Source organism: Novosphingobium sp. Sphag1I, assembly GCF_056279125.1.
This window is the reverse complement of the sequence record NZ_JBWBQS010000021.1, coordinates 35,102-60,564: the sequence shown is the minus strand read 5'-3', so window position 1 is coordinate 60,564 and position 25,463 is coordinate 35,102. Positions and strand designations below refer to the sequence as shown.

The window sequence follows — 25,463 nt, the reverse complement described above, 5'->3', positions numbered from 1 at the left end:
TGGGCGGATTTGCCCGTCGGCGGGGCTTCGGTTTTCTGCCAGGGGGAAGTCATCTTCACGTGACGGCGTTCCGGAAAGATGGGACTAGACCTGTCGAAGGTGATGCGTCCTGGCATCCGCCGGTGCGCCATCGGACGCTGATATCATCTTATCAGGTAAGACTGCACGGCATCACATCCGAAGAGATTGCGCGGATCGAGGTCGAATTTCGAGAAATTCGCGACTAGTCTTGAAGTCTAAACTTAATTCTAGCCCGAACTGGCATCAGGAGAGAGCCGGCTAGGGCTTTGCTAAGAAGTCGGGGCATCGGTACCGGTCAAATTCTAAGGGTGGCATGCGACCTGTTGGCTTTGACCCCTGATCGCATGCTGGCGTTAAAACCCTTTTCAACAGCAATCTGCACTACCCTGGCGCAATTTCGTGACTGTGCCTTGCCTGCCGTCCCAATCGACTTCAAACGATACGTGATCTCCCACCTTAAATCCTTGGAGGACTTCCGGATTGGCGGAGAAGCCCATTTTCATTGCCGCCCATTGTAGAGCCGGAATTTCCTTATGGTCGAGCGTGATTGTCCCTTTGGCGAGATCGACTGCGGTGATGGTTCCGGTGCTGGCGCCATGAACAATCGCAACTGCATCCACAGTGCTTTTGGGGGTGCTCTTGCTGCCCGCTGGAGCAGTTGTGGCACTCGACGATTCGGGTTGCTTGTTGCAAGCGGTAAGCGAGGCCAACAGTGCAAGACTGGAGGTGATGATCAAACCTGACTTCATAGTGCTTCTCCTTCGGATTGATTGCGAAATTGGGTGCGTCGGCGCATCAGCAGGTAGGCCGCAGGGATGATCAGCATCGACAGGAGGGGCGCCGTCAGCATGCCGCCGACCATCGGTGCGGCGATCCGGCTCATCACTTCCGAACCTGTTCCGCCACCTGCCAGGACGGGGAGCAGGCCTGCGAGGATCACCGCAACTGTCATGGCTTTGGGCCGGACGCGCATCACAGCGCCATCGCGGACCGCCCCCACTACGTCGTCATCGCTGTGCGCCTCCAGCGCGTGTTTGAGGTAAATCAGCATGACGACCCCGAATTCGGCCGCGACGCCCGCGAGCGCAATGAACCCCACAGCGGTCGCTACCGACTGGTTGTAGCCGAGCCAATAGAGCAACCACAGACCGCCGGTGAGGGCAAAGGGCAAAGTGCCCATGATCAGCAGCGCTTCATCCCAGCGCCGGAAAGTCAGGTACAAAAGCCCCAGAATGATCGCGAGCGTCACCGGGATTACCAGCTTCATCCGCTCCTTGGCGCGGATGAGAAACTCGTACTGACCAGTATAGGAAACGCTGACGCCGGGGGGCAGCTTGACCTTTGCGGTAATGACGCGCTGGATGTCGCCCACCATGGTCTGCATGTCGCTGCCCCGGCCATCGACATAGATCCAGGTCACAGGTCTGCCGTTCTCGCTGCGAAGCATGGGCGGCCCCTCGCTGATATCGATCCGGGCGACACTGCCGAGAGTGATTTGCTGGCCGGCAGGGGTCAGCACCGGCAGGCTTGCCAGTTTGTCCGGACTGTCGCGGATTTCGCGGGGGTAGCGGACCTGGATCGGGTAGCGCGCCAGCCCTTCGACTGTCTGCCCAACCGTTTCGCCGCCAATCGCGCCCGACACCACCGACTGGACATCGGCCACATTGAGCCCGTAGCGGGCTGAGGCGGCGCGATCGACCGTGACGTCGATGTAGCGCCCTCCGGTCAGCCGCTCGGCCAGCGCCGAGGCGACACCCGGCACCGTCCGGACGACCTGCTCAATCTGCCTTGCAGTGCGATCGATCTCGGCGAGGTTCGAACCGGCGACCTTGATCCCGACCGGGCTCTTGATCCCGGTCGCCAGCATGTCGATGCGATTGCGGATCGGCGGGATCCAGAAGTTGGCAAGGCCCGGCACCTTGACCCGCGCATCGAGCTCCTCGACCAACTTCTCGGGGGTCATGCCGGATCGCCATTGCTCTCGTGGCTTGAAGCGGATGGTCGTCTCGAACATCTCCAGCGGGGCAGGATCGGTTGCGCTCTCGGCGCGTCCGGATTTACCGAATACGCTCTGAACTTCAGGCACGGTCTTGATCAGCCGATCGGTCTGCTGAAGCAGCCGCCCGGCCTCGGCCGGCGAAATCCCCGGCAGCGCCGACGGCATGTAGAGCAGGTCGCCTTCGTTCATCTGCGGCAGGAACTCTCCGCCAATCCGCGACATCGGCCACAAGGTGGTCGCGAAGATCAGGGCTGCGATCACGAGCGTGCGCTTGGGGTGAACGAGCACCCAGTCAATCGCCGGACGGTAAATCCGCGTGAGCCAGCGATTGATCGGATTGGCCTCCTCGCTGGGTATGCGTCCCCGGATCAGGAGCCCCATCAGCACCGGAATGAGCGTGATCGAGAGCAGCGCCGCGGCCGCCATGGCATAGGTCTTGGTAAAGGCGAGCGGCGAAAACAGCCGTCCTTCCTGTCCCTGAAGCGTGAAGATCGGCAGGAACGAGAAGGTAATGATCAAGAGGCTGAGAAACAGCGCCGGGCCTACCTCGGCCGCAGCCTGCGTGACCAGGCGCCATCGCGTCGCCGTGTCCAGTTCGCTATCGGGATGCTCGTGCTGCCAGCGTTCGAGGTGCTTGTGCGCATTCTCGATCATCACGACCGCCCCATCTACCATCGCCCCGATGGCGATGGCGATGCCGCCGAGCGAGAGGATATTCGCGTTGAGGCCCTGCAACCGCATGACGATGAAGGCCATTAGGATGCCGAGCGGAAGCGTCAGGATCGCGACGAGCGCCGAGCGGGCGTGCCAGAGGAACAATGCGCAGACGAGCGCGACGATGACGAACTCTTCGAGGAGCTTGTGTCCGAGGTTCTCCACTGCCCGGTCGATCAACCCCGAGCGGTCGTAGGTCGGCACTATCTCGACGCCCGGCGGCAAGCTTCTTTTCAGTTCATCGAGCTTGGCCTTGACCCCGTCGATGACCGCGCGGGCGTTCTGGCCCTGGCGCATGACGATGACTCCGCCAGCCACTTCGCCGTCTCCGTTCAATTCGGCAATGCCGCGACGCATTTCCGGGCCAATCTGGACCGTCGCGACATCGCCCAGCGTCACGGGAACGCCTCCATCGGCGCGCAGCGGAACCGCACGGAAGTCGTCGAGCGTCTTGAGATAGCCGCTGGCACGAACCGTATATTCGGCGCCGGCCATTTCCACGCTGGACCCGCCAGTCTCCTGATTGGCGCGCTTGAGCGCCTCAGTGACCTGCTCGGTGGTAACCGCATAAGCCGCCAGCTTCTGCGGATCGACGATCACCTGGTACTGCTTGACCATGCCGCCGATGCTGGCGACCTCGGCCACCCCCGGCACAGTCTTCAACTCATAGCGCAGGAACCAATCCTGCAAGCTTCTGAGCTGGGCAAGGTCATGGCCGCCCGACCTGTCAACCAGCGCATATTCAAAGATCCAGCCCACCCCCGTGGCGTCGGGCCCCAGAGCCGGCTTGGCCCCCTCGGGTAGACGGCCTTGCACTTGGCTCAGATACTCAAGAACGCGGCTGCGCGCCCAATAAAGGTCGGTGCCGTCGTCAAACAGCACGTAGACAAAGCTGTCGCCGGTGAACGAATAGCCGCGCACGACGCGCGCACCGGGCACCGACAACATGGTCGAGGCGATCGGGTATGTAACCTGGTTTTCGACGATCTGCGGCGCCTGACCGGGATAGTTGGTGCGAATGATGACCTGCACATCGGAGAGATCGGGCAAGGCATCGACCGGCGTAGTCCGGACCGCGTAAAAGCCGAGAACACTCAGCACTGCTGCCACAACAAGCACCAGATTACGCCAGCGGACAGAGCCGCGGATGATCGCGGCGATCATCGCACATCTCCGATCGGCCGTGCCGGAACACCGCTCAGGCTTGCTTCGGAATCAAGCAGGAACTGCCCCGATGCCGCCACTTTCTCGCCTGGCGCAAGCCCGGTAAGGATTTCTGTTCTGCCCCCGCCCTCGCGGCCAAGCCGGACCTCCGCTGGCCGATAGCGTCCGTCGGCGAGGGCAAGAATGACGAGATTGCGCGCGCCGGTGCGGATGACCGCCTCGCTCGGCACCAACAATCCGGGTTGGCCTTCGTCGCCGAGCGCCACGGTGGCGAACATGCCGGGGCGCAGCAGGCTGCCGCTGTTGGCCAGTTCGATCCGCACCGTGAGAGTCCGGCTTTCGGCCTGCGCTGTCGGCAGGATCGCAATCACGCGGCCCGCGAGGTTTTGGCCGGGAAGAGCGGCCAGCGTCACGTTTGCGCGCTGCCCGACCCGAACAAGGCCCGCCTGCGCCTGCGGCACGGCGGCATTGACCCAGACCGTTCCGATCCCGTTGACCTGTGCAAGGGTCTGGCCTGCCACGAGCGTCATTCCCTGCCGTCCATCAAGCGTCTGGATGACCCCGCCGATTGGCGACGTGATGGTAAGAACGGCGCTCGTTCGCCCGCTGCGCTCCACTTGCCCGATGAGCTGCTCGGGCATGCCCAGTAACCTCAGCCGCTGGCGTGCCGCCGCGGTAAGGTCGGGGCGGCCAAGGCGGCGGACCGCGAGATACTCGCCCTGCGCGCCGCCCCATTCGGGCAATTGCAGGTCCGCTATGGGCTCGCCCGCACCGATAACGTCGCCCGGCGCCCTGCCATAGACACGGGTGATAAAACCGCCCGAGCGCGCCTGGATGATGGCGACATTGCGCTGGTTGAAGTCGATCGTGCCGGTGACCGTGACCGATGAAGGCAGTGTGCCAATCTCCGCCGTGACCACACGCAGGCCAAGGCTCTGCCGGACAGCCGGGTCGATGCTGACCCCCGGGGCCGTGGCGGTTGCAGCCCCTTCGTCGGCATATTTTGGGATGGTTTTCATCCCCATCGACGACAGTGAATTGGGGTTGTCGTAGTGCTCGGCGGGTACCATCGGATCGTACCAGTAAAGGATCTTGCGCTCCGATCCGGCGCCCGTCACGGTACCGGGACTGCTGCTATGACCGAGCCAATACCCGCCCGCGCCTGCCGGCAGGGCGATCGCCAAGATGCCTGCGCCCCAACGCGCGGTCTGCTTCGCGTGCCAGTTCATGGCCGCACCTCCATGTATGTGTAATTGATCCGGACCGCGTCGCGCGCGACATCAGCTTCGCGGGCGAGTGCATCGACTTCAGCTTCGGCAAGAGCGAGGCTCGAGAGGAGCGCGCTGCCAAGATCGAGCTTGCCTGCGGCATAACTCGCCATATCCAGCTCGGCCCGCCGCTTGGCGAGCGGCACGAGTGTAGCCCTGGCGTTGTCGAGTTGCCGGCGATGCATGTCGTAATCGGCAAGATCGGACGTGAGCCCCGCATTCAGATCGCGTTCGCCCGAAGTGCGGCTGAACCGTGCCCGGTCCGCCTCGGCTTCGCGGGCTGCTATCAGCGGATCTTGCCGTTTGCGCGAGAACAGCGGCAGATCGATACTGACGCCGACGGAAACCATGTCGCCATAGGCCGGATCGCGCCGGCCATAACTGGTGCTGACCCGCCAATCCGGCCGCTTTGCCGCGCGGGCAAGATCAGTCTCTGCCTCGGCGGCAGCGACATCGGCATCAAGAGCGGTCAGGCGCGGAGTTGCGCCAATACCGCCCCTCAGCCGTTCACGTTCGACCGTGAGCAAGGGCGGATCGCTGCTAACGTCAGCATCGGGATCGCCCGTCAGGCGCGCGAGCCGGGCTTGCGCCTTGGCCACCTCAGCCTCAAGCTGAGCTTGCCGGTCATTAACCGCCGCGCGCAACTGCTCGGGTTCATAGGCCTGGCTTGGCCGGGCTGAACCCGAGGCAAGCCGCGCCGTAACCGTAGCCTGTAAATCGCCAAGACTCGCATCAAGGCGCCGCAACTGGGCAAGGCGACGTTTGGCATAGTAAAGATCGATCCAGGCAAGCGCCGTTTCCAGGCGGACGTCTTGCGCCGTGACCGCTTGTCCAGCTTCCGCCGCGCCGATCGCAGCCCGCGCGCGGGTTTGCTCCGCCCGCCGCTTGGCCGGGTTGGGGAATGCTTGTTCGATCCCGATCCGTGCGGTGGTCATGCTTTCATCACGCGGACGAAAGGCTGGCGGGCCCGAAATCGGAAAATTATCGATGCCAACGGACAAGGTGGGATCAGGAAGCTGGCCGGCAGCAATCGCACGAGCGTGCGATGCGCGGACGCTGGCCTCACTGACTTTGAGCGCAGGTGCTGCGTTCGCCGCTCGTTCGAGCGCGGCTTCGAAAGTCAGTGGTTCCGCACCTGCCGCGCAAGGCAGCGCAGTGGCCAAGGCCGGTGCCAGGAATAATATACGCATGCAATTGTCTTCCGGTCTGCACGTGCGAGGCCGATTGCGAAGGACTGCCTTTGGCGAATCGGGCGCCGGTGAAGCGAGGGAACTTCACCGGCGCCACGTGCCCGGCCGTCGTGTCTTATCGCTATCGGCCAGGCAATTGCTCAACCTGCCTGCGGCGATCCGGTCCTGTCACAGTCATGCGGCAGCCGGCTCACCAGGTTTTTGGGTGGCGCCAGTCGGATATCCATTTCGCGTAAACCATCTTGAGGGGAGGCCCCAAGTGGATGCATCGCGGGCGCGGATTGACGTGGATCCTTCGGTCCGATGGGCAGAAGCTACGGGGTCGGCAAAGCCGACGTAGCCCGCTCAGCGATCAGCCGATGTGCGCCGGAGGCTCAGGCTCGGGCGGAACCGTACGTCCCCACAGTGCCGCAACAGGGGACACGACAGGTTGGAAAAGCGTCAGGGCCTGAACGTCATCAACAACCTTGCCGGGGAGTAAAGCCAAGGGCACGGTGCAACCCATTTTTGCGATGCATTCCGGGGTCATCCCTTGGCAGGGTTGGTCATCCGATGATGGCTGAACGGTAATCCCCATTGCTTTGGCGCAGTCGGGGTCCATTTGGGTCGTTTCGGATTGTACCGGTTTGAGGGTCATCTGCGCGAAAGCTGATTCCTGCCCCAGAAGGCCAAGGATTGCTCCAATAAGAAGCAGGAAGGCGAGCCGACGATCCACGTTATGTCCTGTCTGGCAGGAACAGCACAGCGTGGGAAGCAAAAATTACCAATGACGGTGCATTCCTGCATGCTGTTATGTCCATGATTAAAACGTATCGCGCAACACGCTGCAGGAATAATCATCAATTCCGACAGTTCGCTCGCGCTTGGGATTGGCCGTTATGGCCGGGTAGTCTGCCGTTGCGCAGCACCCTGCCCACCTGCTGCTTGTATGAACCAGGGACCACGGGCGAGGTGCTTGGCATCAACAACGGCCTGGTTTGCCGCCGCAGCAGCCCAGCGGATCACGGCAACACGGTTGGCCGCCTTTTTTAGTCCTGTGTCCCTGTAATAGGTTGGCCAAGCCGCAGTAGCTGTCAGTCTGGTGAGTCATTGTTTTTGAAAGCATGCCGCTTGTTGCATAAGGCGTTGGGCATGCAATCTTCAGGCGTGGAAAGATCGTTTGTATAGATGCGGGCGGATTGGTCGGGTCCCTAGGCAAGGCCGATGGAGCGCAGGTCGACTGTGTCGAAGTTCATCAAATTTTCGGCGGTCCTTCTCCGTATTTTAAGGTCACGGATGTTGCCTCACGGAAGGGTGACCGCCACGCGCGGTCGGCTCGAATTGACAAGAGCCTCGACCGTGGATTGAGCGTCCCGGCAATTCGTCTGTCTGCCTGCCCCAAACATCTTCGATATCCACTAGGTTTCGTGGACAAAGGTTGACAGAATACTCGTCGGTTGATTCAAGGCTGTCTTTTGGAGGCGGCCTTGGGCGAGCGGGTTGGACTGAGGGACGACGAGTGGGCGATCATCGGGGAATTGCTGCCGCCTGAAAGGGGGCGGGGTTGCCGCCCCGCGCAGGACAACCGGCTGTATTTCGAGGGCATGATGTGGATTGCCCGAACTGGATCGCAATGGCGCCACCTGCCTGACGAATATGGCAAATGGAACAGCGTGTTCCGGCGCTACCGGCGCTGGGTATCGACCGGCGTGTTCGACGCGATGTTGGAAACGCTGACGGAAATGGTCGAGCGAGACGTCACCGCCGACATGATCGATAGCACCGTGGTCCGGGCACATCATTGTGCTGTCGGCATAAAAAGGGGACTCAGGAAACCGAGGCTCTTGGTCGATCGCGAGGTGGCTTCAGCACAAAGCTCCACGCCCGATGCGACGCAAAAGGGCGCCCTCTCGGGTTTGTCCTGACGCCTGGGCAAAGTCACGACATACAGGGCTTCGGCCCGCTGTTCCGCATGATCGCAGACAAGATCGAGGCGCTGCTGGCCGACAAGGGGTATGACGCCGACGCCATCCGTGAGGAACTGACGAAAGCCGACGTCGAAGCGGTCATACCCGCCAAGAGCAACCGGCGCGAGCCCATCGCGCACGACCGCGAAAAATATCGCTGGCGCAACCTCGTCGAGCGCCTGTTCAACAAGCTCAAGAACTGGCGGCGCATCGCAACACGATACGACAAAACCAAGGAATCTTACCTCGGCTTTGTCAATCTCGTGTCAGTCCTGCAGTGGATACCCTTTGTCCACGAAACCTAATAAATAATCGTCTGAGATTTCGACGAAATCGATGGCTTATCTTAAAGAGAAACATACCCGACCGGGAAAACCGGCTTCTGCGGAATTTACTTATAGGCCCTCACAGCACAGGGTTTACGGGCAGATTTCTGGGCAAGGGTCGCCTTTCCGTCCACAATCCCGCGAACGGAAGCTACACCGAATACCACAGTCGGCTGCGATACGTTTTCCAACGAGGAGTGGCAGTGTTGATTAAGCAGGAACGCACAGGGGAGCCGGTCGGTATGATCCAACGCGCAAAACTTAACTTCTATGATTGCGTTCTTCGACCCAATCCATCGCGGACCGTCGTTCGGCCATTCGATCCGCACTACCCACGAGACTTCGCCGGCGGCACGTCACGTGCCCAAGAGACCGTGGACCTGATCGTGGCGCTTGACGAGGTTGAATTGGCGCGCCAGCTAAAAGGCGTCACATTGTCTCTGGATGAAAACCACCGTGACGTGGATACGATGCTGCTTCGGCGGTTCGAGGAGGTCGCTGGCGGTATCGAGGGTGTGGGTCGTATCAACGCCAAGCAGCGGCGGTTGATCGGCGCCTACTTCAGCGAAGAATTTGCGTACGAGGCCGCCGCCTTGTTCAACCCAAGCGCGGTACTCCACCCCGACCAGTCCGGTCTCCCCGAAAACACCCTCCGTTTCGTAATGTCGCTGCGAGGCATTGGCGAGGGACATGTGTCCTCCGTGACGTTCCGCACCGGGACCTGGACACCGGGCGGCGCACTTTTGATCGATGATCCCAGCCCGACATCTGTATCGCCCCTTATCGATACGTGCGGGAGAGGAGAGGGGATAGCAGCACGCCTGTGCTGCGCCGGCAGTCGCACGATCTCGGAGACGGTGCTTTTTCCGGTCCTGCCGAGCCAGAGGCAGGGCATTGAGGATACGCGCCTTGTGCGCTTCTGCGAGGATGACGGCAGCATAGTCTATCATGGAACATATACCGCTTTTAGCGGTGGCGAAGTGCGATCGGAATTGCTGACCACCACCGATTTCCGATCGTTCGAAATGCGCGTTCTGACCGGCCAGGCCTCGAGCGGAAAAGGCATGGCCCTTTTCCCTCGCCGCATTGCGGGTAAATACGCCATGCTTGGACGTCAGGACGGCAAGAATATCTGGCTTCATTTCTCCGATTCATTGCTCAACTGGGAAGGGGGCACAAAGCTTATTACGCCAAATTACCCCTGGGAATTCGTGCAGATGGGCAATTGCGGATCGCCGATCGAAATCGACGAAGGATGGTTGGTGATGACCCACGGCGTTGGCACGGTGCGCAACTATTGCATTGGCGCATGCCTCCTCGACAAGAATGATCCGTCAAAGCTGCTGGCGCGGACTCCGCGCCCGGTCCTGGCGCCCAGTCCGCACGAACGGGACGGGTACGTACCCAATGTCGTCTATAGCTGCGGTGCGCTCGTTCAGGATCGGACCATGTTTCTACCCTATGCGATTGCGGACAGCTTCACTGCTTTCGCTACGGTCTCGATCGACAACCTCCTGAGTGTGATGGAGTAGGCTACTTCAGTTGATGAGAATCGATTACCGCTCGGATGGTGGTGCCCTTCCGGGAAGTCGGACTCCAATTCAGAACGGGCGGGCGGTCCCGAGCATTCCGCAAGACCTCGTCGCTATGTCAGAGCCCTTGAAACCCGCTGTGCCCACCGGCTATCCATCGTCCCAACCTTCAATCGTTCATGTCATGCAAGGCGCGGAACGCCTTGTAGAGGTTCCGAGGATCGAGTTGTCCCTTGAACACTGCGGGCGGGGTCCGGTCGATATCGAGTAGCGCATAGACAGCCGACATAGCGGACCGCACCGAGTACTCGACCGTGAAGACGACGTCATCGGGCTGTTCGCAGAACTGTCCCGTGATGGCGAAGTTGGCATAGCCCTTGGGGTGGACCTGCGGGCGGTCGCCATTGGCGCGATTGAGGAACTGGCTGGTGATGAAGGGCATCATGCATGGCAGGCAGATCACGCCCTCCAGGCTCGTCTGCGCCTGGTCGATCTCTCCCAGGTGGCCGAGCAATTCTTGCATCAATTCGCGCCCGGTGCAGGCCGACATCGGCTTGGCGACGTAATTGCCGGGAGCATCGACGCTGAGGCCATAGCCCCAGAACACTTGCACGTTGTCGGGCTGGCCAATGAAGTGTGGCTGGTGCGGCAGCACGATTGACATCAGCCAATTGGAATCGACGAAGGTGATGAGGCCACCTTCGCCCGGAACGTTGCCAGTGAAATCGCGGATCCGGTCGAACAGCGCCGAGTCCTTCAGCGTGGTGGTGAAGGAGAGCCATTTCGATTCATCGACATAGTCGGTGAATTTGGCGGGCCGGCCCAATTCGGGGCGGCCGGCGGCGATCTTGTCCCACAGGGCCCAGGCCCCGCCGACGCTTTTGTCGTTAAGCGCCGCAGGGCTATCCATCCCGCCGATCGCGGCGCCTTCGGTCATCGATCCCAACGTCGCGATCACCAGGTCGCTGGGCGCGACTTCGACTTGCTCGGTCGTGCCGCCACTTTCGCAGGTCAGGCTCTCGACAAAATTCGTGCCGTCGCGGTCGGCAAACGCGATGTCGGTCACCTTGCTGCCGAGGCGAAACACCACGCCGCGCTCGTCGAGCCATTTGCGCAGCGGCAGCACCAGCGAGTCATATTGATTGTAAAGCGTCCGCATGATGCCGTGCAGTTCGTTGAACCCGGCGACCATGTGGGTGAAGCGCACGAGGTAGCGTTTCAGCTCGATCGCGCTGTGCCATGGCTGGAAGGCGAAGGTTGTGCACCACATGAACCAGAAATTAGTCTTGAAGAACGCTTGGTCGAAATGGTCGGAAATCCGGCTGTCGCCGAGCAGCGTCTCGGGTTCGATCGCCAGCTTCTCGATCGTCAGGATGTGGCGCTCTGACAGGCCGAATTCGGGCGCATCGATCTTGTTAGCGCCCCGCACTAGACGTGACTTGGAACCGGTCTTGATGACCTCGTTCCATTCGAAGATTTCCTGCGTGACGGACTGCTTCCCGTCGAGCGTCGGAATTGAGGAGAACAGGTCGTAGGTGCACAGATATTTGCTTTCCATCATCCGCCCGCCGCGGACCATGTAGCCCGTGTGCGGGTCGCCCGACCCGTCGAGACTGCCGCCGACCCGGTCGAGCTCCTCATAAACGGTGATGGTGTGCCCCGAAAGTCCGCCGTCGCGGATCAGTAAGGTGGCTGCCGCCAGCGAAGCGATCCCGCCACCGACGAGGTGGGCGCGGGTGTGGCTGCGATCGGGCTTTGTCATGCGGACCTCTTTGGCTGGGGGAGTTCGGTTTGGGCGATGGGCTTGGTTGACCAACGTCATCGGTATTTGTCGCGGGCAGCCTGTCGATGCCGTCGCGAGCGAACGCCCGACGCCAGTTCTACCACCTCGGCGGTAACCGCCTCCTGGCGTGTCATCCGCTCGAGCGCTTGCAGCGTCTCGAGCTTAGCGGCGATATTGGTGCTAGCGGATGCCATCGTCGAGACACGCGCTTCATTCTCGGCGGCGAAGCTTTCGGTGGCGGCTTCGCAGATCTGCGCGAAGACATATTCCTCGGTCAGACAATCGAGCAATTTTGGCAGAGGTAGCTGGATCAGCGGTGACGTGGAGGTGACACTGCTAAATCTGGCAAAATCGAGCGGCAACAGGCGGCGCTGCGTGACCTTTAAGCCCTTCCCGGGGGTCCAGACCGGGAATATCAAGTCGATCCGGCTCGCTCCGCTGGTGTCGAGATAGGTCGTGACCGCCTCGATCAGCACTGCGGCCACCTCGATGATGGCGGCAGCGCGCAACGGTGCCGCGAAGGTGGCGGCGAGGGGCAGCCCGCGTTCGCGCGCCAGCGACGCGGTGCGGTCGCCGACCAGGAAAACATGCGAATTTGCCAACGCGGAAGTGGCACTGTCGAGCACGCGATCGGCAAAGGTGCCCGCGAAGCCCTGCTCGGCGCCGAACACGATCACGCCTGGCGGCGCGGTCCGGTGCGACATCGGCGTGACGGGTGACGTGTCGTCGAGCAGCAGCGCCTGCTCGATCGCGCGCGCCGCGACATCGCCGTAAGCACGTGCCGCTGGCAGCAGCGCGCGACCCTGTTGTGCGCGGGCAGCGGCGATACCCCGCATCGCGTTGACCACCGCGCCGAGCTGCCTGACGGTCGCGATTTGGGCGCTGATATCGGCGAGCTGCTCGGTCATGGCGTGGTCTGTCCCACGCTATTGGTCAGTCGGCCCACTGCTGCGATCAGCGCTGCACGATCGGGTTCGCTCAGTGTGCCGCTTTTCTCGACCGATGCGACCGTCTCCGCCGCCTGCGCGTCAAGCCAGGCGGGCAAGCGCGCGCGTAGCTCAGTGACCGTCTCTACGGCGATCGCGTCGAACGCTCCCTGTGTCAGTGCCAGCGCCAGCGCAGTTTGGTCGACGACGCGCAATGGCTGGAACTGGGGTTGGTTGAGCAAGGCGCGCAGCCTTTGCCCACGGTCAATTTGCGCCTTCACGCGCGCTTCGGGCTGCTCGCCGAAGCGCGTGAACATCTCCAGCTCGAGGAATTGCGCGTAATCCAGGCGCAGCTTGCCCGAAACGTCGCGCAGTGCGCGCGCCTGGGTTTTGCCACCTACGCGGCTGACGCTGATGCCGACATCGACCGCGGGCTTGTGCCCTTGCGCGAACAGCTTGGCGTCGAGCGCAATCTGCCCGTCGGTGATCGAGATGAGATTGGTTGGAATATAGGCGCTCAAATTTCCCGCATCGGTCTCGGCGATAGGCAGCGCGGTGAGCGAGCCGCCGCCCTTGGCGGGCGAAAGCTTGGCAGCGCGCTCCAGCAAGCGGCTGTGGAGATAGAAGACGTCGCCGGGATAGGCCTCGCGCCCCGGAGGCTGACCAGTGAGCAAGGCGATCTCGCGGTGCGTGGCCGCATGCTTGGTGAGATCATCGACAACGATCAGCACATGACCGCCGCGATCGCGGAAATATTCGCCCATGGTGAAGGCAGCGAACGGAGCGATCCATTGCAGCCCAGGCGCCTGTGCGGGGCTCGCCACCACGAAGATGCATCGCTCGGGCGCGCCGTGACGACGGACTTGTTCGATTGCCCTCGCGACACTCGACGATTTCTGCCCGATTGCGACGTAGATGCAGATGATGTCGCTGGAGCGCTGGTTGACGATCGCATCGACCGCGAGCGCGGTCTTGCCGGTCGCGCGGTCGCCGACGATCAATTCGCGCTGGCCGCGGCCGAGCGCGAACAGTGCGTCGATCACGAAGGTCCCCGTCTGCACCGGCTGGACAACCAGGTCGCGGTCGATGATTGCGGGCGCGGCGCGTTCGATCGGTTCGAAGCTTTCGGTGGCGATGGCCGCGCCGCCATCGAGTGGCCGGCCGAGCGGATCGACGACCCGGCCGAGGAGTCCTGGTCCGACCGGCGTGCGGACAACCGCGTTGGTGCCGGTCACCATGGCCCCCGCTTTCACGCCGTCGGCATCGTCGAGCAGCACGCAGCCAAGAGTTTCGCCGTCGATTGTCTGGACGAAGCCCGCCTGGCCACCGTCGAAGTGCAGCAGTTCGTCGAGCCGGGCGTTAGGCAGGCCGGAAATCATAGCGACGCCGTCACCGATCGAGTCGATGCGGCCTATCTGGCGCAGTTCGGGGGCGAGGACGGTCGCCGCGACGCTCTGGCGCGCGCGCTCCAGCCAGCTCTCAGGCGTCTCGGGCATCGTTTCCGTCTTTCGCGAGGTTGGCGAGCATATCGTCCAGATCGGCGCGCCAGCTGTTGCGGAGGTGGACGTGCGCGCCGCGCAATTCGCAGCCGCCGATCAGATCCGGTTCCTCCTCGAACGCGAGGTCGAGTGGCAGCGGAAGGAGCTTCGCCAAGGCGTCGCGGCAGCGTGCGCGTTCACTGTCGTGGAGCGGGGTGGGCGTGACGAGGGTCAGCGCGATGCCGTCAAAGCTTCTGGCGCGGTCCACTTCGAGCATGGCGGCGAGCTGGTCGGTCAACTTCTGGAACATTGCCTCGTGGATCACGGCCGACGGCAAGTGCTGGACAAGCTTTGCGGCCAAGTCACCCGCAAGCGTTGCCGCTTGAGTCTCCAGCGCCTTGCGCATGGCGTCGCGTTCGGCGGCGATACCAGCCTTGGCCGCTTCGCCCATCTTTTCGGCATCGGTCTGGGCCGTTTCGAGCAATCGGACGCGGTCGGCGTCGGCGGCGGTGCGAACTTCGGCGCGAAGCCGTTCCGCATCGGCCGCAAGAGCGGTGTTGCTGGCTTTGAGGGCCGCCGCCTCGGTCTCCGCTTGCGCCTTCGCCGCCGCCGCATCGGCGAGCAGAGCGTCGGCCGCCGCCTGACGCGCTGCGATCGCCGCCACCACCGGCCGGTAGAGGAAGCGGCTAAGCAGCCAGATCAGGACAAGGACGTTGATCGCCTGGAGCGCTAGCGTCCACCAGTTGATATGCACTGTTCTGGGTCAGGCGAACGGGTTGGCGAAGAGCAGCAGCAATGCGACGACCAGGCAGTAGATCGCCATGGTCTCGATCATCGCCAGGCCCACGAACAGCGTGCGCGAAACGGTGGCCGCAGCCTCTGGCTGTCGTGCAATAGCGTCCATCGCTGCGGCGACGGCCTTTCCTTGCGCCAGCGCGGGGGCGATCGCGCCGAGCGAGATCGCTAGCGCGGCGCCCATGATGCTTATCAAATGGATCCAATTCATGTCATTGCCTTTTGCTGAATCGAAGTGGTTTCGCTGACCGCACCGCCGATGAAGACCATCGCCAGTGCGCCGAAAATATAGGCCTGTACCGCGCCGGTCAGCAGTTCGAGCGCCATGAGCGGGATCGGCACGAGCAACCCTGCCAGGCTGAGTACGATGCCGATCACGAATACCCCGCTCATCATGTTGCCGAACAGGCGAACGGTCAGCGACAGGCTGCGCGTGAACAGTTCGATCAGGTTGAGCGGCGCGAGCAGGATCGAAGGCTGGGCGAAGCTGCGGACATAGCCGTTAACGCCCAGCGCGCGGATCCCGAACCAGAGCGTCGCGCCGAACACGATCAGCGCGAGCGCGATATCGGTCTCCAGCGTCGCGGTCGGGGGCTCGACGCCGGGGATCAGCGACGACCAGTTGGCGACGAGCAGGTAAAGGAAGAACGTCCCGATCAGCGGAAGATACGGGGCCGGGGCGACTCCCATAGTCTCGCGGATCTGGACTGAAAACATATCGACGACGAGCTCGAGCGCGGCTTGCGCTCGCGACGGCTTGAGCGCGAGGCGACGCGTGATCAGCCATGATCCTACGCTCAAGAGCAGTATGATTCCCCAGGTGGTGACGACCGGCGTCGTAATCGGTACCGGACCGACCATGAGCAGGACTTGCGTGTCGAACGGCGAGCTGATCATGATGGCAGCCTTAGTCGGGGGAGGATCAGGTGCCGCGCGAGCAGGAACCCGCCTGCTGCTGCCACGAGCGCGGGCGCTCCTTGCGTTGCTGCCCAAACGAGCGTCCCGATCGTGACCGCCAGACGTCCGAGCCGCCAGCCCAGTGCCGCGAAGGTGGAGCCGCCGACGACCACGAGGTTGACATCCTTGCGCAGGGACAGGAAATGGATCGCGCCTGCGGCCACGCCGAGGCACCCGAAAGCCGGAATGGCGACCGCCATCATCGCCTGTTGATCCAGCGCCATGCCGACCAACCGCCGAACACTGCGCCGATCATTATCAACGGCGCCGTCCAGAACACTCCGCTGGCGAAATGATGGTCGAGCCAACGCCCGGCGGCGAGGCAAATCAGGATCGGCACGGTGATCGTCCAGCCAAGCGCGCCGATCTGGCCGAGATTGCGCGCCAGCGACGGGGCGCCGTCGCGCGCCCATGCCTTGCGGCGATCGGCGCGCACGCGTACCGCCTTGGTCAGCCGGGTTTCGCGGTCGGGCAGGGGGTCGCTCACGGGCGTATGTCGCTGGTGGCCGCGCCGCCGCGCAGTGCCGCAACCATCTGCCGGATCGCCTGGGTGCGCAAACGCGCGGCGGCGGTGCGGTCGGTCCGGTCCGCGTCGATGCGCTCGCGATAGCGGGCTAGGACGTCGCGTTCGAGCGTGTCGAGATCGTCACCGATATGCGCCTCGCGCGTCGCGACCCGCACGTCGCGACCGCCGCTAACCGTCAGGATGCCCTGGCGGATCGCGCAGAAGCCTTGCCGTCCGTCCGCGTGCCGCCAAGAGACGACCGATATTTCCAGCGCGGTCAGAAAATCGCTATGGCCCTTCAGGATGCCGAAACTGCCGGTCGCATCTTCCGCGCGGACCGCATCGACATCGGGATGATCCGCGACGATCTGCGCGGGATCGGTGATCAACAGCCTCATTTGGGGGCTCCCGCCTGGCGCGCGCGCGCCTCCTCGAAATCGCCGATCATGTAGAAAGCACTCTCGGCCCAGTCGTCTGCCTCGCCGGCGAGGATCGCCGCGCAACCCTTTAGCGTCTCGGCGAGGGGCACCGAGCGCCCCGGCGTACCGGTGAACGCCTCGGTGACGACGAACGGCTGGGTCAGGAATCGCTGCAGCTTGCGCGCGCGATCAACGATGAGCCGGTCGTCGCGCCCGAGTTCCTCGACGCCGAGCAGCGAGATGATGTCCTGCAGCGCGCGGTATTGCGCGATCGTCTCGCGCACCTCTTCCGCGATACGGTAATGCTCGGCGCCCACCACCAGCGGGTCGAGCAAGATCGAGACCGAAGCGAGCGGGTCAACCGCGGGATACATGCCCTCCGCGGCCATCGAACGCGATAGTACGACGGTGCTGTCGAGATGGTCGGAAATGGCGGTGACGGCGGGATCGGTGAAATCGTCGGCGGGCACGTACACTGCCTCAATCGCGGTCACTGCCGCGCCAGCGACGGAGGCGATTCGCTCATGCAGCGCGGCGACTTCGCTTGCCAGGGTCGGTTGATAGCCGACGCGGGACGGCAGTCGCCCGAGCAGCCCCGAAACTTCGCTGCCGGCCTGGACGAAGCGGAAGACGTTATCCATCAGCAGCAGCACGTTGCGGTGCTGCTCGTCGCGAAAATACTCAGCCACAGTTAGCGCAGTCAGCCCAACGCGCCAGCGCGCGCCGGGCGGCTCGTTCATCTGTCCAAAGACAAGCACGGTGCGGTCGAGCACGCCTGATCCGCGCATGTCGTTCAGAAGTTCGTGTCCCTCGCGCGATCGCTCGCCAATACCGGCAAACACGGATACGCCCTCATAGCGCGCGACCATGGCGTGGATCAGTTCCATTACCAGCACTGTCTTGCCGACACCGGCGCCTCCGAACATTGCCGCCTTGCCACCCTGCGCGAGCGGGGAAAGCAGGTCGATCACCTTGATCCCCGTCTCAAATTGCGACGTCGCGGAACTTTGAGCATGGAGTGGCGGCGGCGCGCGGTGAATCGGGCGCAACGTCACGTCGGCGGGCAATGGGTCTCCGCCGTCGCCAATCCTGCCGATGACGTCGATCAGTCGCCCAAGCACCGCAGCGCCAACCGGCACGGCTACAGGGCCGCCGGTTGCCTCGACCGCGACATGACGGGAAAGGCCCGAGGTGGCCTGCAGCGCTACGGCGCGCACCGTGCGATCGTCGATATGGCTCTGCACCTCCGCCATCAGCACGTCGGGCCTGTCCCAGTGAATGAGCAACGCCTCGTCGACCAGCGGGAGCTTCCCCTTCGGGAAGACCACGTCGATGACCGGGCCGCGCACGGCAATAACGTGTCCGGCATCGGATAGGCCTGTTTGGCCTGGATAGGTCTGCGGACGTGGATCAGTGGCGGGCATGATGACTGTCTGCCTGCCTGGATCGAGGGCGCTTCAATTGGCTGTCGCCAGCTGCGTCGTGGATCGAACACCCAATTCAACGTCCGGCATAAGCCAGCTACCAGCCGCGCCGGTATCGATTGGATCCTCGCTGGCTCCGCCGAGGTGGCATGTACATCGTGCGGTCGTCATTTCCGAAATACGTGGCAAGTCAGGCTGGGCAAACGGAGTGCGCCGCATCGCGGTCAACGCCGCGATATAAGCCAGCGTCGATTCCGCGCCCTGATTGGCGTTGCGCCGGTCGGGATGTAATCCATCGAAGCAGGCGCCGCGCTCGATATCCACCACTAGAACGCGAAGATCGTTTTGGCCAAGGAACCAGGCAAAGGCACGGCTCGCTTCACCTTGCCAGACGGCGTCTCCAGTGACACGCGCCGCGGTCAAACAGGCACTGACGGCCGCCCAGGCTTCCAGTGGCTGTTGATCGAAGGGATTCGGATGCCGATGATCGGCACCGAAAGTTTCTGTTCCGATGGGCCGGAAATGACCGCGTTCGGCTGTTTGCAGTTTCATCAGCCAGCGTAGCGAATCAAGGCCTGCATCGAGATAGTGCTCCTTGCCGGTGTCATGGCCGCTGACAATCAGCGCCTCGCACAAACGGGCATTATCGTAGCCCAGCCTATCCTCGAACCAGATCCAATCAGGCCTGGCAGCGTCGGACCAGCGCTGGAAAAGCCGATTGGCTAGCTCGCCCCTGAGGCGCTCAAATCCGCGATGGCGTGGAAAGCGTTCCAGGAACGCAGATATGCCGAGCAAACCATAGGCCAAGGCGCGCGGCGATGTACACGCCATCAAGACGGGCGCGATCTCCAGCACCCGGATTGCGGCCCAGCCATCCAGCGAACGGGCGTCTTTGTGCCGAGCAACGGTGCCTAGCGCCCAAATCGTGCGGCCCAGAGCGTCATCCGCACCATCGCTCTCCAACCACGTCCGATCGAAATTCATGAAGTTATGGACCCGGTTGGTCTGTGGTGACCAGGCGCTCTCGACAAAGGCTGCGTATGTGAGGTGCAACTGTTCCTCTTGCGCCGTCAAAGGGCGCAATGCCGCGAGTTCGGTGAAGACGAGCAGCGCGCGCGCATTATCGTCTAGGCAATAGCCATGTCTTCGATCGGGCACCGCAAATTTGGTGTGCTGCATCAGACCGACCGAATCGGTGAGAGCAGCGAGATGGGCCGTCGAGACATGTGGCAATGGGGTGTTGCCTGGTTGGATCGGTGGAAATCCGATGATGGTTGCGCCTGCCGAACGCCGCTCCAATCGGACGGTTGAAAATACTTCGAAATACTGTTCCGCCACTCTCGGCCAGATCATTGCCCGACCACGAGCATAGGCGTTCGTCCGAATTTCGCTTCGCAATGTATCGTCGTCGATCAATCTGCGAATGGCCGTTGCGAACCCGTCTGCCTGCTCGAACGGGACGAGCAAGCCGCAATTGTCTGCCAGCAGCTCCTGCGCGTACCAGAACGGCGTTGAGACAACGGCTTTGCCGAGCGCAATCGCATAGGCCAGCGTCCCGGAAACGATCTGTGCCTCGTTGGGGTAGGGTGACAGATAAATGTCACATGCGGCCAAATAATCCAGCAACGCGTCAAGCGAGAGGTATCTGCCCACGAACTGGACATGTTCGCTAACGCCCAACTCGCTGGCGAGTGCTGTCAGGCTTTCGCGGTAGCGTTCCCCTTCGTCGCGCACCAGATTGGGGTGGGTTGCGCCGACGATCAGGTAGAGGAGCTTGGGGTTGTCCTGAACGAGACCGGGCAGCGCGCGGATAGCGGTCTCGATACCCTTGCCCGGTCCTAATAGTCCGAAGGTCATCAGCAAGGTTCGATCTGCCAGGCCCAGATCATGCTTCGCCATGGCTGGATCCAGAAAGGATCGATCCGGTACCCCGTGTGGAATCACCGCGATTTGGTCAGCCGGGACGCTATAGACATCCTGCAGGATCTCGCGCCCCTTGTCGGCCATCACTATCAGGCGAGCGGAGCTGGCGATGAGCTGGTCCATGACACGGCGCTGCGCTGGATTGGGGCTGGCAAGGACGGTGTGCAGCGTCGTGACCAGTGGCGCTTTCAGGCCGCGCACCAGGCCGAGGACATGCTCACCCGCCTCACCGCCGAAAATCCCGAATTCATGTTGCAGTGAGACGATCTCGATATCAGCAACATTCAGAAAGTCCGCCGCTACTTCATAGGAGGCGGGGTCTGCGTGTTGAATCTCCAGCGGGACCTGATCGGGATAGGCGTAGGCACTCTTGTCGTCGGTCATGGCAATTGTCGCCGCGGCCACGTTCGGATCGGCAGTGCTCAGCGCCTGCTGGAGATCATTTGTGAAGGTTGCGATACCGCAATGGCGCGGCACGCATGTCCCGATAAGAGCGATGCGGCTAGGCCGGGGAGTGAGGACGGGACCGTTCATGTTCAACCTCTAACCAAATGGATCTCTTTCGAGTCGGCAACACGAACGCGGCGGCGCGTATTGCCATTGCGCAATGCGTCCAGGCCTGCCCGTCGAAGTTCGATGAGGCACTTGCATGCCGAATGTCGCGGTTGCCGCACTATACGTATTGTCCGTGAAACACGCTCCCCTTGCAGGAAAGGGGCCACATCGCAGGTCAAGGCTTCGTTGGCTTCCAGTGAGGCTTGCCAGAATGGCCGATATCGTTTGATCGTGCTGTCACTAAGCGCAGCGACGGACATCCCGCTGTCGGTTTGTCCAGCAGAACTGACTCCCGTATTGGCGTCGGCCCTGAACATGGGTGGCAATTCTGCACGGATTATCGGGTGCAGTTGGGGCGATACTTCGTGGAATGAAAATCTGCCCCGGTAGCCAAGCGACGGGAAATGTTCATTTCTGCGACAGCGCCGGCAGGAATTTGTCGCGATCGACACGTGCGCAAGTGGCGCATCCGATTGTCTTAGATTGGATCTTGGTGCGAGGTCATTGTGCAATCTGGCCTGGTGATAGAATCGCCGATGGTTACGGGATCGCAATGTTGACGGCTCACAGATAGACCTGCGCAAAATGATCGCTCAATGTACCTTGACCATACCGACGCCCTTGATGTTATTGAACGAGTCCGTCTGGTGACAACTGAAGCACTGATCAACGCGCGCGCGTTTCTCCCCGCTGATCATTTTGTCCATCATTTCAAAGTGCATCATATAATGGCTCGGCGGCGCCTTGTGGCATTGCGAGCATTCGGTTGATTTCGGGCTGGGATGCAAGAAGCCGCTGATTTTCCAGCTTTCCGTTGTGTGGCAGCTTGCGCACTCGGGTCCGAAGAATCCCTTATGGATATCCCGAGGCGCGTGGCAGGACTGGCAGTCGAGTTTTGCAACTTGTCCCGTAGTACGCTTCGCAATCGCCTCGACGACCTGGTGATCCATCCTGACAGGACGAATAGTGCGGCCCTGATGCTCGATGTGGCAACCCGTGCACTCCTTCAGGTTGGCGTGGAAGGCGGTCGCTGGTTTCATCAGGAGTTCAGGAGCAGAAGCGTGGCATGCGATACAGGTTGCGGCCTTGATGCCTTGATTGGGAGTATGGCAGCTCTCGCATTTGCCTTCAAGAAACGCGTGTGCGCTTGACAGGGGGCCGGGACGGACTGCCGATGACCATTGAGGCAGCGCCGTGCTCCCCGATCGGTAGACGGTGAAAGGGATGGCGGCGGCGGCGAGCAGCGCGATCGTCGCAAGCACCAGGTAAAGGATTGTGGTTCGCTTCACGGCAGCCACCGAAGGCCGTAATAGTAGCCGCCCCAAATGTGCAATGCCATCAGGCCATACATCACAATCGCAACCGCGACATGGAACACAGTCCACCGCGCGAGGGTGCGCTTGATCGCATCCCGTGCCATTATTGTAAATTCGAGATCTGAAATGGCCCCGAGCAGATGATCGAGCCTCAGTCCTGACGGATCGACGACGCTATCGCGGGTCCAGGCTACGGAAACTGTGGCCAACCCATCGTAGCGGTCGCGAAGCAGCTTGAGCTCTTTTTGCTGAAGCCGGAGATCCTGGCTGACCTGCGCAAGATAATATCGCCCGATGAATCCGCTCGCGACGACCGCGAGCATCGATATCACAAGGCTCACACCGAGCGGACTCTGAAACTTGTGGCCGGAGTGAATGATGCCGAGCAATGCCCCGATTGCGCCGGCGTAGACGTGAAACCCCATTAGCGCCCCAAGCGAGATGGAGCCTTTGGTCCGCTCCTTGATCCAGGCCTGCCGCTTCACCGCCGTGTAGGACAGCAGGAGCAGGAACAGAAGCGCGGCGGCGATCCCGAACATGCTCCCGGCAAGGCTGCCCGGGAAGCGGGGCGCGGAATGGATAAGAAATCCGGGGACGATCAGCGTTAGCACACTGACCAGGCCTCCGACCGTGATTTTTTCGGTTTCGGTCATCAGGCCTCCACCACCAGGTCACCCGTCGATTTTGCCTGACAGGCGAGGATGATTCCCGCTGCCTTCTCATCCGCGGCGAGCGCGTCCTCGACCTCCATGGTTGCCTGACCCTGGCGGAGTGGCACTTTGCACCGACCGCAGGTGCCAGCTCGGCAATCATAATCAATCGCTACGCCAATCGCCTCGGCGGCTTCGAGCACCGACTGGTCCGGCGCGAGGGGGCCTGCCTTGCCGGACTTTGAGAATGTGATGGTGGCGTGTGCAGACGGGATCGGCACGGCCTGATCAGCGGTGAATGCCGGTGTCGCAACAGGTTCCGAGGGTTCGGCTTCCATGACTGGGCCACCCTTGAGCGGAGCGAACTCTTCGGTTTTAACCTGGTCTGATGGGACTTGGAGCTGAGCGAGCGCTTCTTTCACTGCAGCCATCATGGGGGGTGGGCCGCACAAGTGGACTCGTCGTTTCGCAATGTCGGGTACCGAGGCCGCTATGAAATCTGCCGTCATGTAGCCCACCTGGCCTTGCCAATCGGTGCCTTCGGCTTTGGCGACGGTATACGCGACGTGAAGCTTGGGATGGCGACGTGCCAGATGATCGCACTCATCGCGGAAAATGAGATCTTCTGGTGTATTCACGCCGTAAAGTAGAAAAATGTCGTGCTCGTAGGACCGGTCTGTGAGACTTCGCAGAACGCTCATCATTGGCGTGATGCCAACGCCGCCGGCGATCAGAACGATGCCGTCGGCTTCCTTCCCCGTGAAGAAGAACCTGCCGGCGGGGGCAGATATTTCAAGGAGATCGCCGGTATCGGCATGATCGTGAAGATGACGCGACTCCAGGCCATATTGTTCACGCTTGATCGTGAGTTCGATATAGTCGCGCTGGGTGGGGGATGATGAGATCGTGTAGGATCGACGGACTTTCTGTCCGTCGATTTCCGAAGTGATTGTTGCGTATTGCCCCGGCAGGAAAGTGAACGGGATGGGACCGCCGTTCGCCTCCATTAAGCGGAACGTTTTCACGTTCGGCGTTTCGTCGAAGATCGCCTTGATGCGCAGCACCCCCTTCCAAGGGCGTTGAGCGGGCGGCGGAGCATTAGTCTCGGCAGACAACTGTGGCATGCCTGCGAGAACAGCGGGCTGTGCCATCGCTGTGGGTGCAGCCGGAGCGCCAATTGCAGTTTGTGCTGTGGGCGACCCTGGCATCAGTCGCTCGACAAGGCTCGCGATGCGACGAAGCCGAGCCTGCCGCAAGAGCAGGGCGGCAAGGAGTGCCGCCGCGAGCAGTACCATTCCAATGATGTGCCACCAGGAAAGGCCGCTATCCGTCGCCATTTGTTCAGCTCCGCCTATTCCATTTTGGTTCTTGAACCATGTGAGAGCGATCTCGCGGGGTGCCTTGCCTTCCTCCAGTCCCTTGAGGGCGCTCACGCCGCTGTCGGCTTGGGCAAGGCCTTCGCGAGCCCCCTTGATGGCGTCACCGGCAGCTACGAAGTCGTTGGACGCAAGCGCGTGATGGAGTCGGGATTGCTCGGCAGTCAGCACTTCGGTCCCCGAGCCGAGGCGCTTTAGCGCTTCGGCTCGAACGGCCCGCCGCGCTTCGTCGGTCAGCGCTGGCCATTGCATCAGCGAGGGGTAGAAGGGTTTGGCACCCATTGGCCCGCAACAGCCGGAGGGCGCGGCTGTGCCACCCATACCTCCCGGCCCGGCAGATCCGGCCGACGGTGACATCATCTGCTTCATCATGGCGGCCATTGGGTCAGTGCCCGAGCCTCCCATGGGTTGTGTTGCAGGCATGTCGGTGCCGCTGGCTGCGGCAGGCATGGCTGGAGCTGCCCCGCCTCCGCCTGGATGATGCGAAGCGTGCTCGTCAGCGGTTTGCGCCACGACCGACGGTGATGTGAGCATCACCGTCAGTGCGATCAGAACCCGGTAGCCAATCCGACTCCAGAGAGTTCGGTGAGTAGTGATTTGATGGAGCGGACGCTTCATGCTGATAATCTTACATATCGTCCTGCATGGGCATTGGCTTGTCGGCGGGCATCGGTGCAGGCTTTGCGGCGGCCGGCTTGGCGTGCCTGCGATGTCTGGGGCTGTGCTTCGACCTTCCCATAGTTTTCATCTTCTTGGCGCAGCATCCTGACTTGTCCTGTGCCATAACGGGTTTAGGCATTTGCATGCCGCCTTGCATGCCGCCTTGCATGCCGGGCATCGCGTCATGACCTTCCATCATCCCACCGGACGGCATTGCACTGCCGTTGGGAGACATGGGGGGCTGGGTTGAGGCCTGTCCTGTTCCTTGGCTCTGGGCCGCAGCAAGGCTGGGAGACAGAAGAACGCCGCCTATCAATGCCAGCGAATAAAGATAGGAAGTGCGACTTTTCATCATGATCTTTCCTCCGTTGAAAAACGACCGGCGATAATTTGGCGAGCCGCGATGCCCCTGATGGACGACTCCTCAAACTGGCTGATATACGTAGTGTCCGTGAACCCAAAAAAGTGGGGCACGGAGCGGCCGATGGATGCGCGCTGGCGGTAGAGCGACGACTGTGTGATTGGGTGCATGTGCT

21 protein-coding genes and 1 pseudogene are annotated in these 25,463 nt (G+C 62.0%); 2 read left to right on the top strand and 20 right to left on the bottom strand.

What is annotated here, in order from left to right:
* Nucleotides 1-386: 386 nt before the first annotated feature.
* The 5 genes from ACZ9HU_RS19680 to ACZ9HU_RS19660 all read right to left on the bottom strand — a co-directional run bounded on the left by ACZ9HU_RS19680 (nt 387) and on the right by ACZ9HU_RS19660 (nt 7,071).
* Nucleotides 387-770, bottom strand: a complete 384-nt coding sequence (locus tag ACZ9HU_RS19680) for a copper-binding protein (RefSeq protein ID WP_476107493.1) — start codon at nt 768-770, stop codon at nt 387-389.
* A complete protein-coding gene (locus ACZ9HU_RS19675; protein ID WP_292687930.1) occupies nt 767-3,898 on the bottom strand; it encodes an efflux RND transporter permease subunit in 3,132 nt (1,043 codons plus the stop codon). The genes ACZ9HU_RS19680 and ACZ9HU_RS19675 overlap by 4 nt, the downstream gene beginning before the upstream one ends.
* Nucleotides 3,895-5,127, bottom strand: coding sequence for an efflux RND transporter periplasmic adaptor subunit (locus ACZ9HU_RS19670; protein ID WP_476107491.1), 1,233 nt, complete (start codon nt 5,125-5,127; stop codon nt 3,895-3,897). The genes ACZ9HU_RS19675 and ACZ9HU_RS19670 overlap by 4 nt, the downstream gene beginning before the upstream one ends.
* A complete protein-coding gene (locus tag ACZ9HU_RS19665; protein WP_138012902.1) occupies nt 5,124-6,356 on the bottom strand; it encodes a TolC family protein in 1,233 nt (410 codons plus the stop codon). The genes ACZ9HU_RS19670 and ACZ9HU_RS19665 overlap by 4 nt, the downstream gene beginning before the upstream one ends.
* Before the next feature lie 352 nt (nt 6,357-6,708).
* Nucleotides 6,709-7,071, bottom strand: a complete 363-nt coding sequence (locus ACZ9HU_RS19660; protein ID WP_292632550.1) for a hypothetical protein — start codon at nt 7,069-7,071, stop codon at nt 6,709-6,711.
* Nucleotides 7,072-7,792: 721 nt separating this feature from the next.
* Here ACZ9HU_RS19660 and ACZ9HU_RS19655 point away from each other — a divergent pair.
* Nucleotides 7,793-8,607 (top strand): annotated as a pseudogene (locus ACZ9HU_RS19655) (IS5 family transposase).
* A 263-nt stretch (nt 8,608-8,870) separates the two neighbouring features.
* Nucleotides 8,871-10,160, top strand: a complete 1,290-nt coding sequence (locus ACZ9HU_RS19650; RefSeq protein ID WP_476107519.1) for a glycoside hydrolase family 130 protein — start codon at nt 8,871-8,873, stop codon at nt 10,158-10,160.
* 169 nt (nt 10,161-10,329) lie between these two features.
* On the opposite strand, the gene ACZ9HU_RS19645 is transcribed toward ACZ9HU_RS19650, so the two are convergent.
* The 15 genes from ACZ9HU_RS19645 to ACZ9HU_RS19575 all read right to left on the bottom strand — a co-directional run bounded on the left by ACZ9HU_RS19645 (nt 10,330) and on the right by ACZ9HU_RS19575 (nt 25,282).
* On the bottom strand, nt 10,330-11,922 hold the full coding sequence (locus ACZ9HU_RS19645; RefSeq protein WP_476107489.1) for an oleate hydratase: 1,593 nt from the start codon (nt 11,920-11,922) through the stop codon (nt 10,330-10,332).
* A 56-nt stretch (nt 11,923-11,978) separates the two neighbouring features.
* Nucleotides 11,979-12,851, bottom strand: coding sequence for a F0F1 ATP synthase subunit gamma (locus ACZ9HU_RS19640; protein ID WP_476107488.1), 873 nt, complete (start codon nt 12,849-12,851; stop codon nt 11,979-11,981).
* On the bottom strand, nt 12,848-14,365 hold the full coding sequence (locus ACZ9HU_RS19635; protein ID WP_476107487.1) for a F0F1 ATP synthase subunit alpha: 1,518 nt from the start codon (nt 14,363-14,365) through the stop codon (nt 12,848-12,850). Before ACZ9HU_RS19635 ends, ACZ9HU_RS19640 begins: the two co-directional genes overlap by 4 nt.
* Nucleotides 14,349-15,101 (bottom strand): F0F1 ATP synthase subunit B family protein, encoded by a 753-nt coding sequence (locus ACZ9HU_RS19630; protein WP_476107486.1) that lies wholly within the window; start codon nt 15,099-15,101, stop codon nt 14,349-14,351. Before ACZ9HU_RS19630 ends, ACZ9HU_RS19635 begins: the two co-directional genes overlap by 17 nt.
* Before the next feature lie 9 nt (nt 15,102-15,110).
* Complete coding sequence (locus ACZ9HU_RS19625) at nt 15,111-15,353, bottom strand: F0F1 ATP synthase subunit C (protein WP_072384143.1); 243 nt, start codon at nt 15,351-15,353, stop codon at nt 15,111-15,113.
* On the bottom strand, nt 15,350-16,039 hold the full coding sequence (locus tag ACZ9HU_RS19620) for a F0F1 ATP synthase subunit A (RefSeq protein ID WP_072384142.1): 690 nt from the start codon (nt 16,037-16,039) through the stop codon (nt 15,350-15,352). Before ACZ9HU_RS19620 ends, ACZ9HU_RS19625 begins: the two co-directional genes overlap by 4 nt.
* The gene (locus tag ACZ9HU_RS19615) at nt 16,036-16,323 is read right to left on the bottom strand and encodes an N-ATPase subunit AtpR (protein WP_476107484.1); all 288 of its coding nucleotides are present in this window, start codon (nt 16,321-16,323) and stop codon (nt 16,036-16,038) included. The genes ACZ9HU_RS19620 and ACZ9HU_RS19615 overlap by 4 nt, the downstream gene beginning before the upstream one ends.
* Entirely contained in the window at nt 16,299-16,586 is a 288-nt protein-coding gene (locus ACZ9HU_RS19610) for an AtpZ/AtpI family protein (RefSeq protein WP_083554958.1), read from the bottom strand. Before ACZ9HU_RS19610 ends, ACZ9HU_RS19615 begins: the two co-directional genes overlap by 25 nt.
* Complete coding sequence (locus ACZ9HU_RS19605) at nt 16,583-17,002, bottom strand: F0F1 ATP synthase subunit epsilon (RefSeq protein ID WP_072384140.1); 420 nt, start codon at nt 17,000-17,002, stop codon at nt 16,583-16,585. The genes ACZ9HU_RS19610 and ACZ9HU_RS19605 overlap by 4 nt, the downstream gene beginning before the upstream one ends.
* Complete coding sequence (gene atpD, locus ACZ9HU_RS19600) at nt 16,999-18,447, bottom strand: F0F1 ATP synthase subunit beta (protein ID WP_476107480.1); 1,449 nt, start codon at nt 18,445-18,447, stop codon at nt 16,999-17,001. Before atpD ends, ACZ9HU_RS19605 begins: the two co-directional genes overlap by 4 nt.
* A 33-nt stretch (nt 18,448-18,480) precedes the next feature.
* On the bottom strand, nt 18,481-20,904 hold the full coding sequence (locus ACZ9HU_RS19595; RefSeq protein WP_476107478.1) for a glycosyltransferase family 4 protein: 2,424 nt from the start codon (nt 20,902-20,904) through the stop codon (nt 18,481-18,483).
* Between the two features lie 614 nt (nt 20,905-21,518).
* Entirely contained in the window at nt 21,519-22,223 is a 705-nt protein-coding gene (locus tag ACZ9HU_RS19590; protein ID WP_476107477.1) for a cytochrome c3 family protein, read from the bottom strand.
* On the bottom strand, nt 22,211-22,894 hold the full coding sequence (locus ACZ9HU_RS19585) for an iron reductase (RefSeq protein ID WP_476107476.1): 684 nt from the start codon (nt 22,892-22,894) through the stop codon (nt 22,211-22,213). Before ACZ9HU_RS19585 ends, ACZ9HU_RS19590 begins: the two co-directional genes overlap by 13 nt.
* Nucleotides 22,894-24,885: an FAD-binding oxidoreductase gene (locus ACZ9HU_RS19580; protein WP_476107474.1), complete on the bottom strand. Its 1,992-nt coding sequence runs from the start codon at nt 24,883-24,885 to the stop codon at nt 22,894-22,896. The genes ACZ9HU_RS19585 and ACZ9HU_RS19580 overlap by 1 nt, the downstream gene beginning before the upstream one ends.
* 10 nt (nt 24,886-24,895) lie before the next feature.
* Nucleotides 24,896-25,282, bottom strand: a complete 387-nt coding sequence (locus tag ACZ9HU_RS19575) for a hypothetical protein (RefSeq protein ID WP_292943967.1) — start codon at nt 25,280-25,282, stop codon at nt 24,896-24,898.
* Between the last annotated feature and the right edge of the window lie 181 nt (nt 25,283-25,463).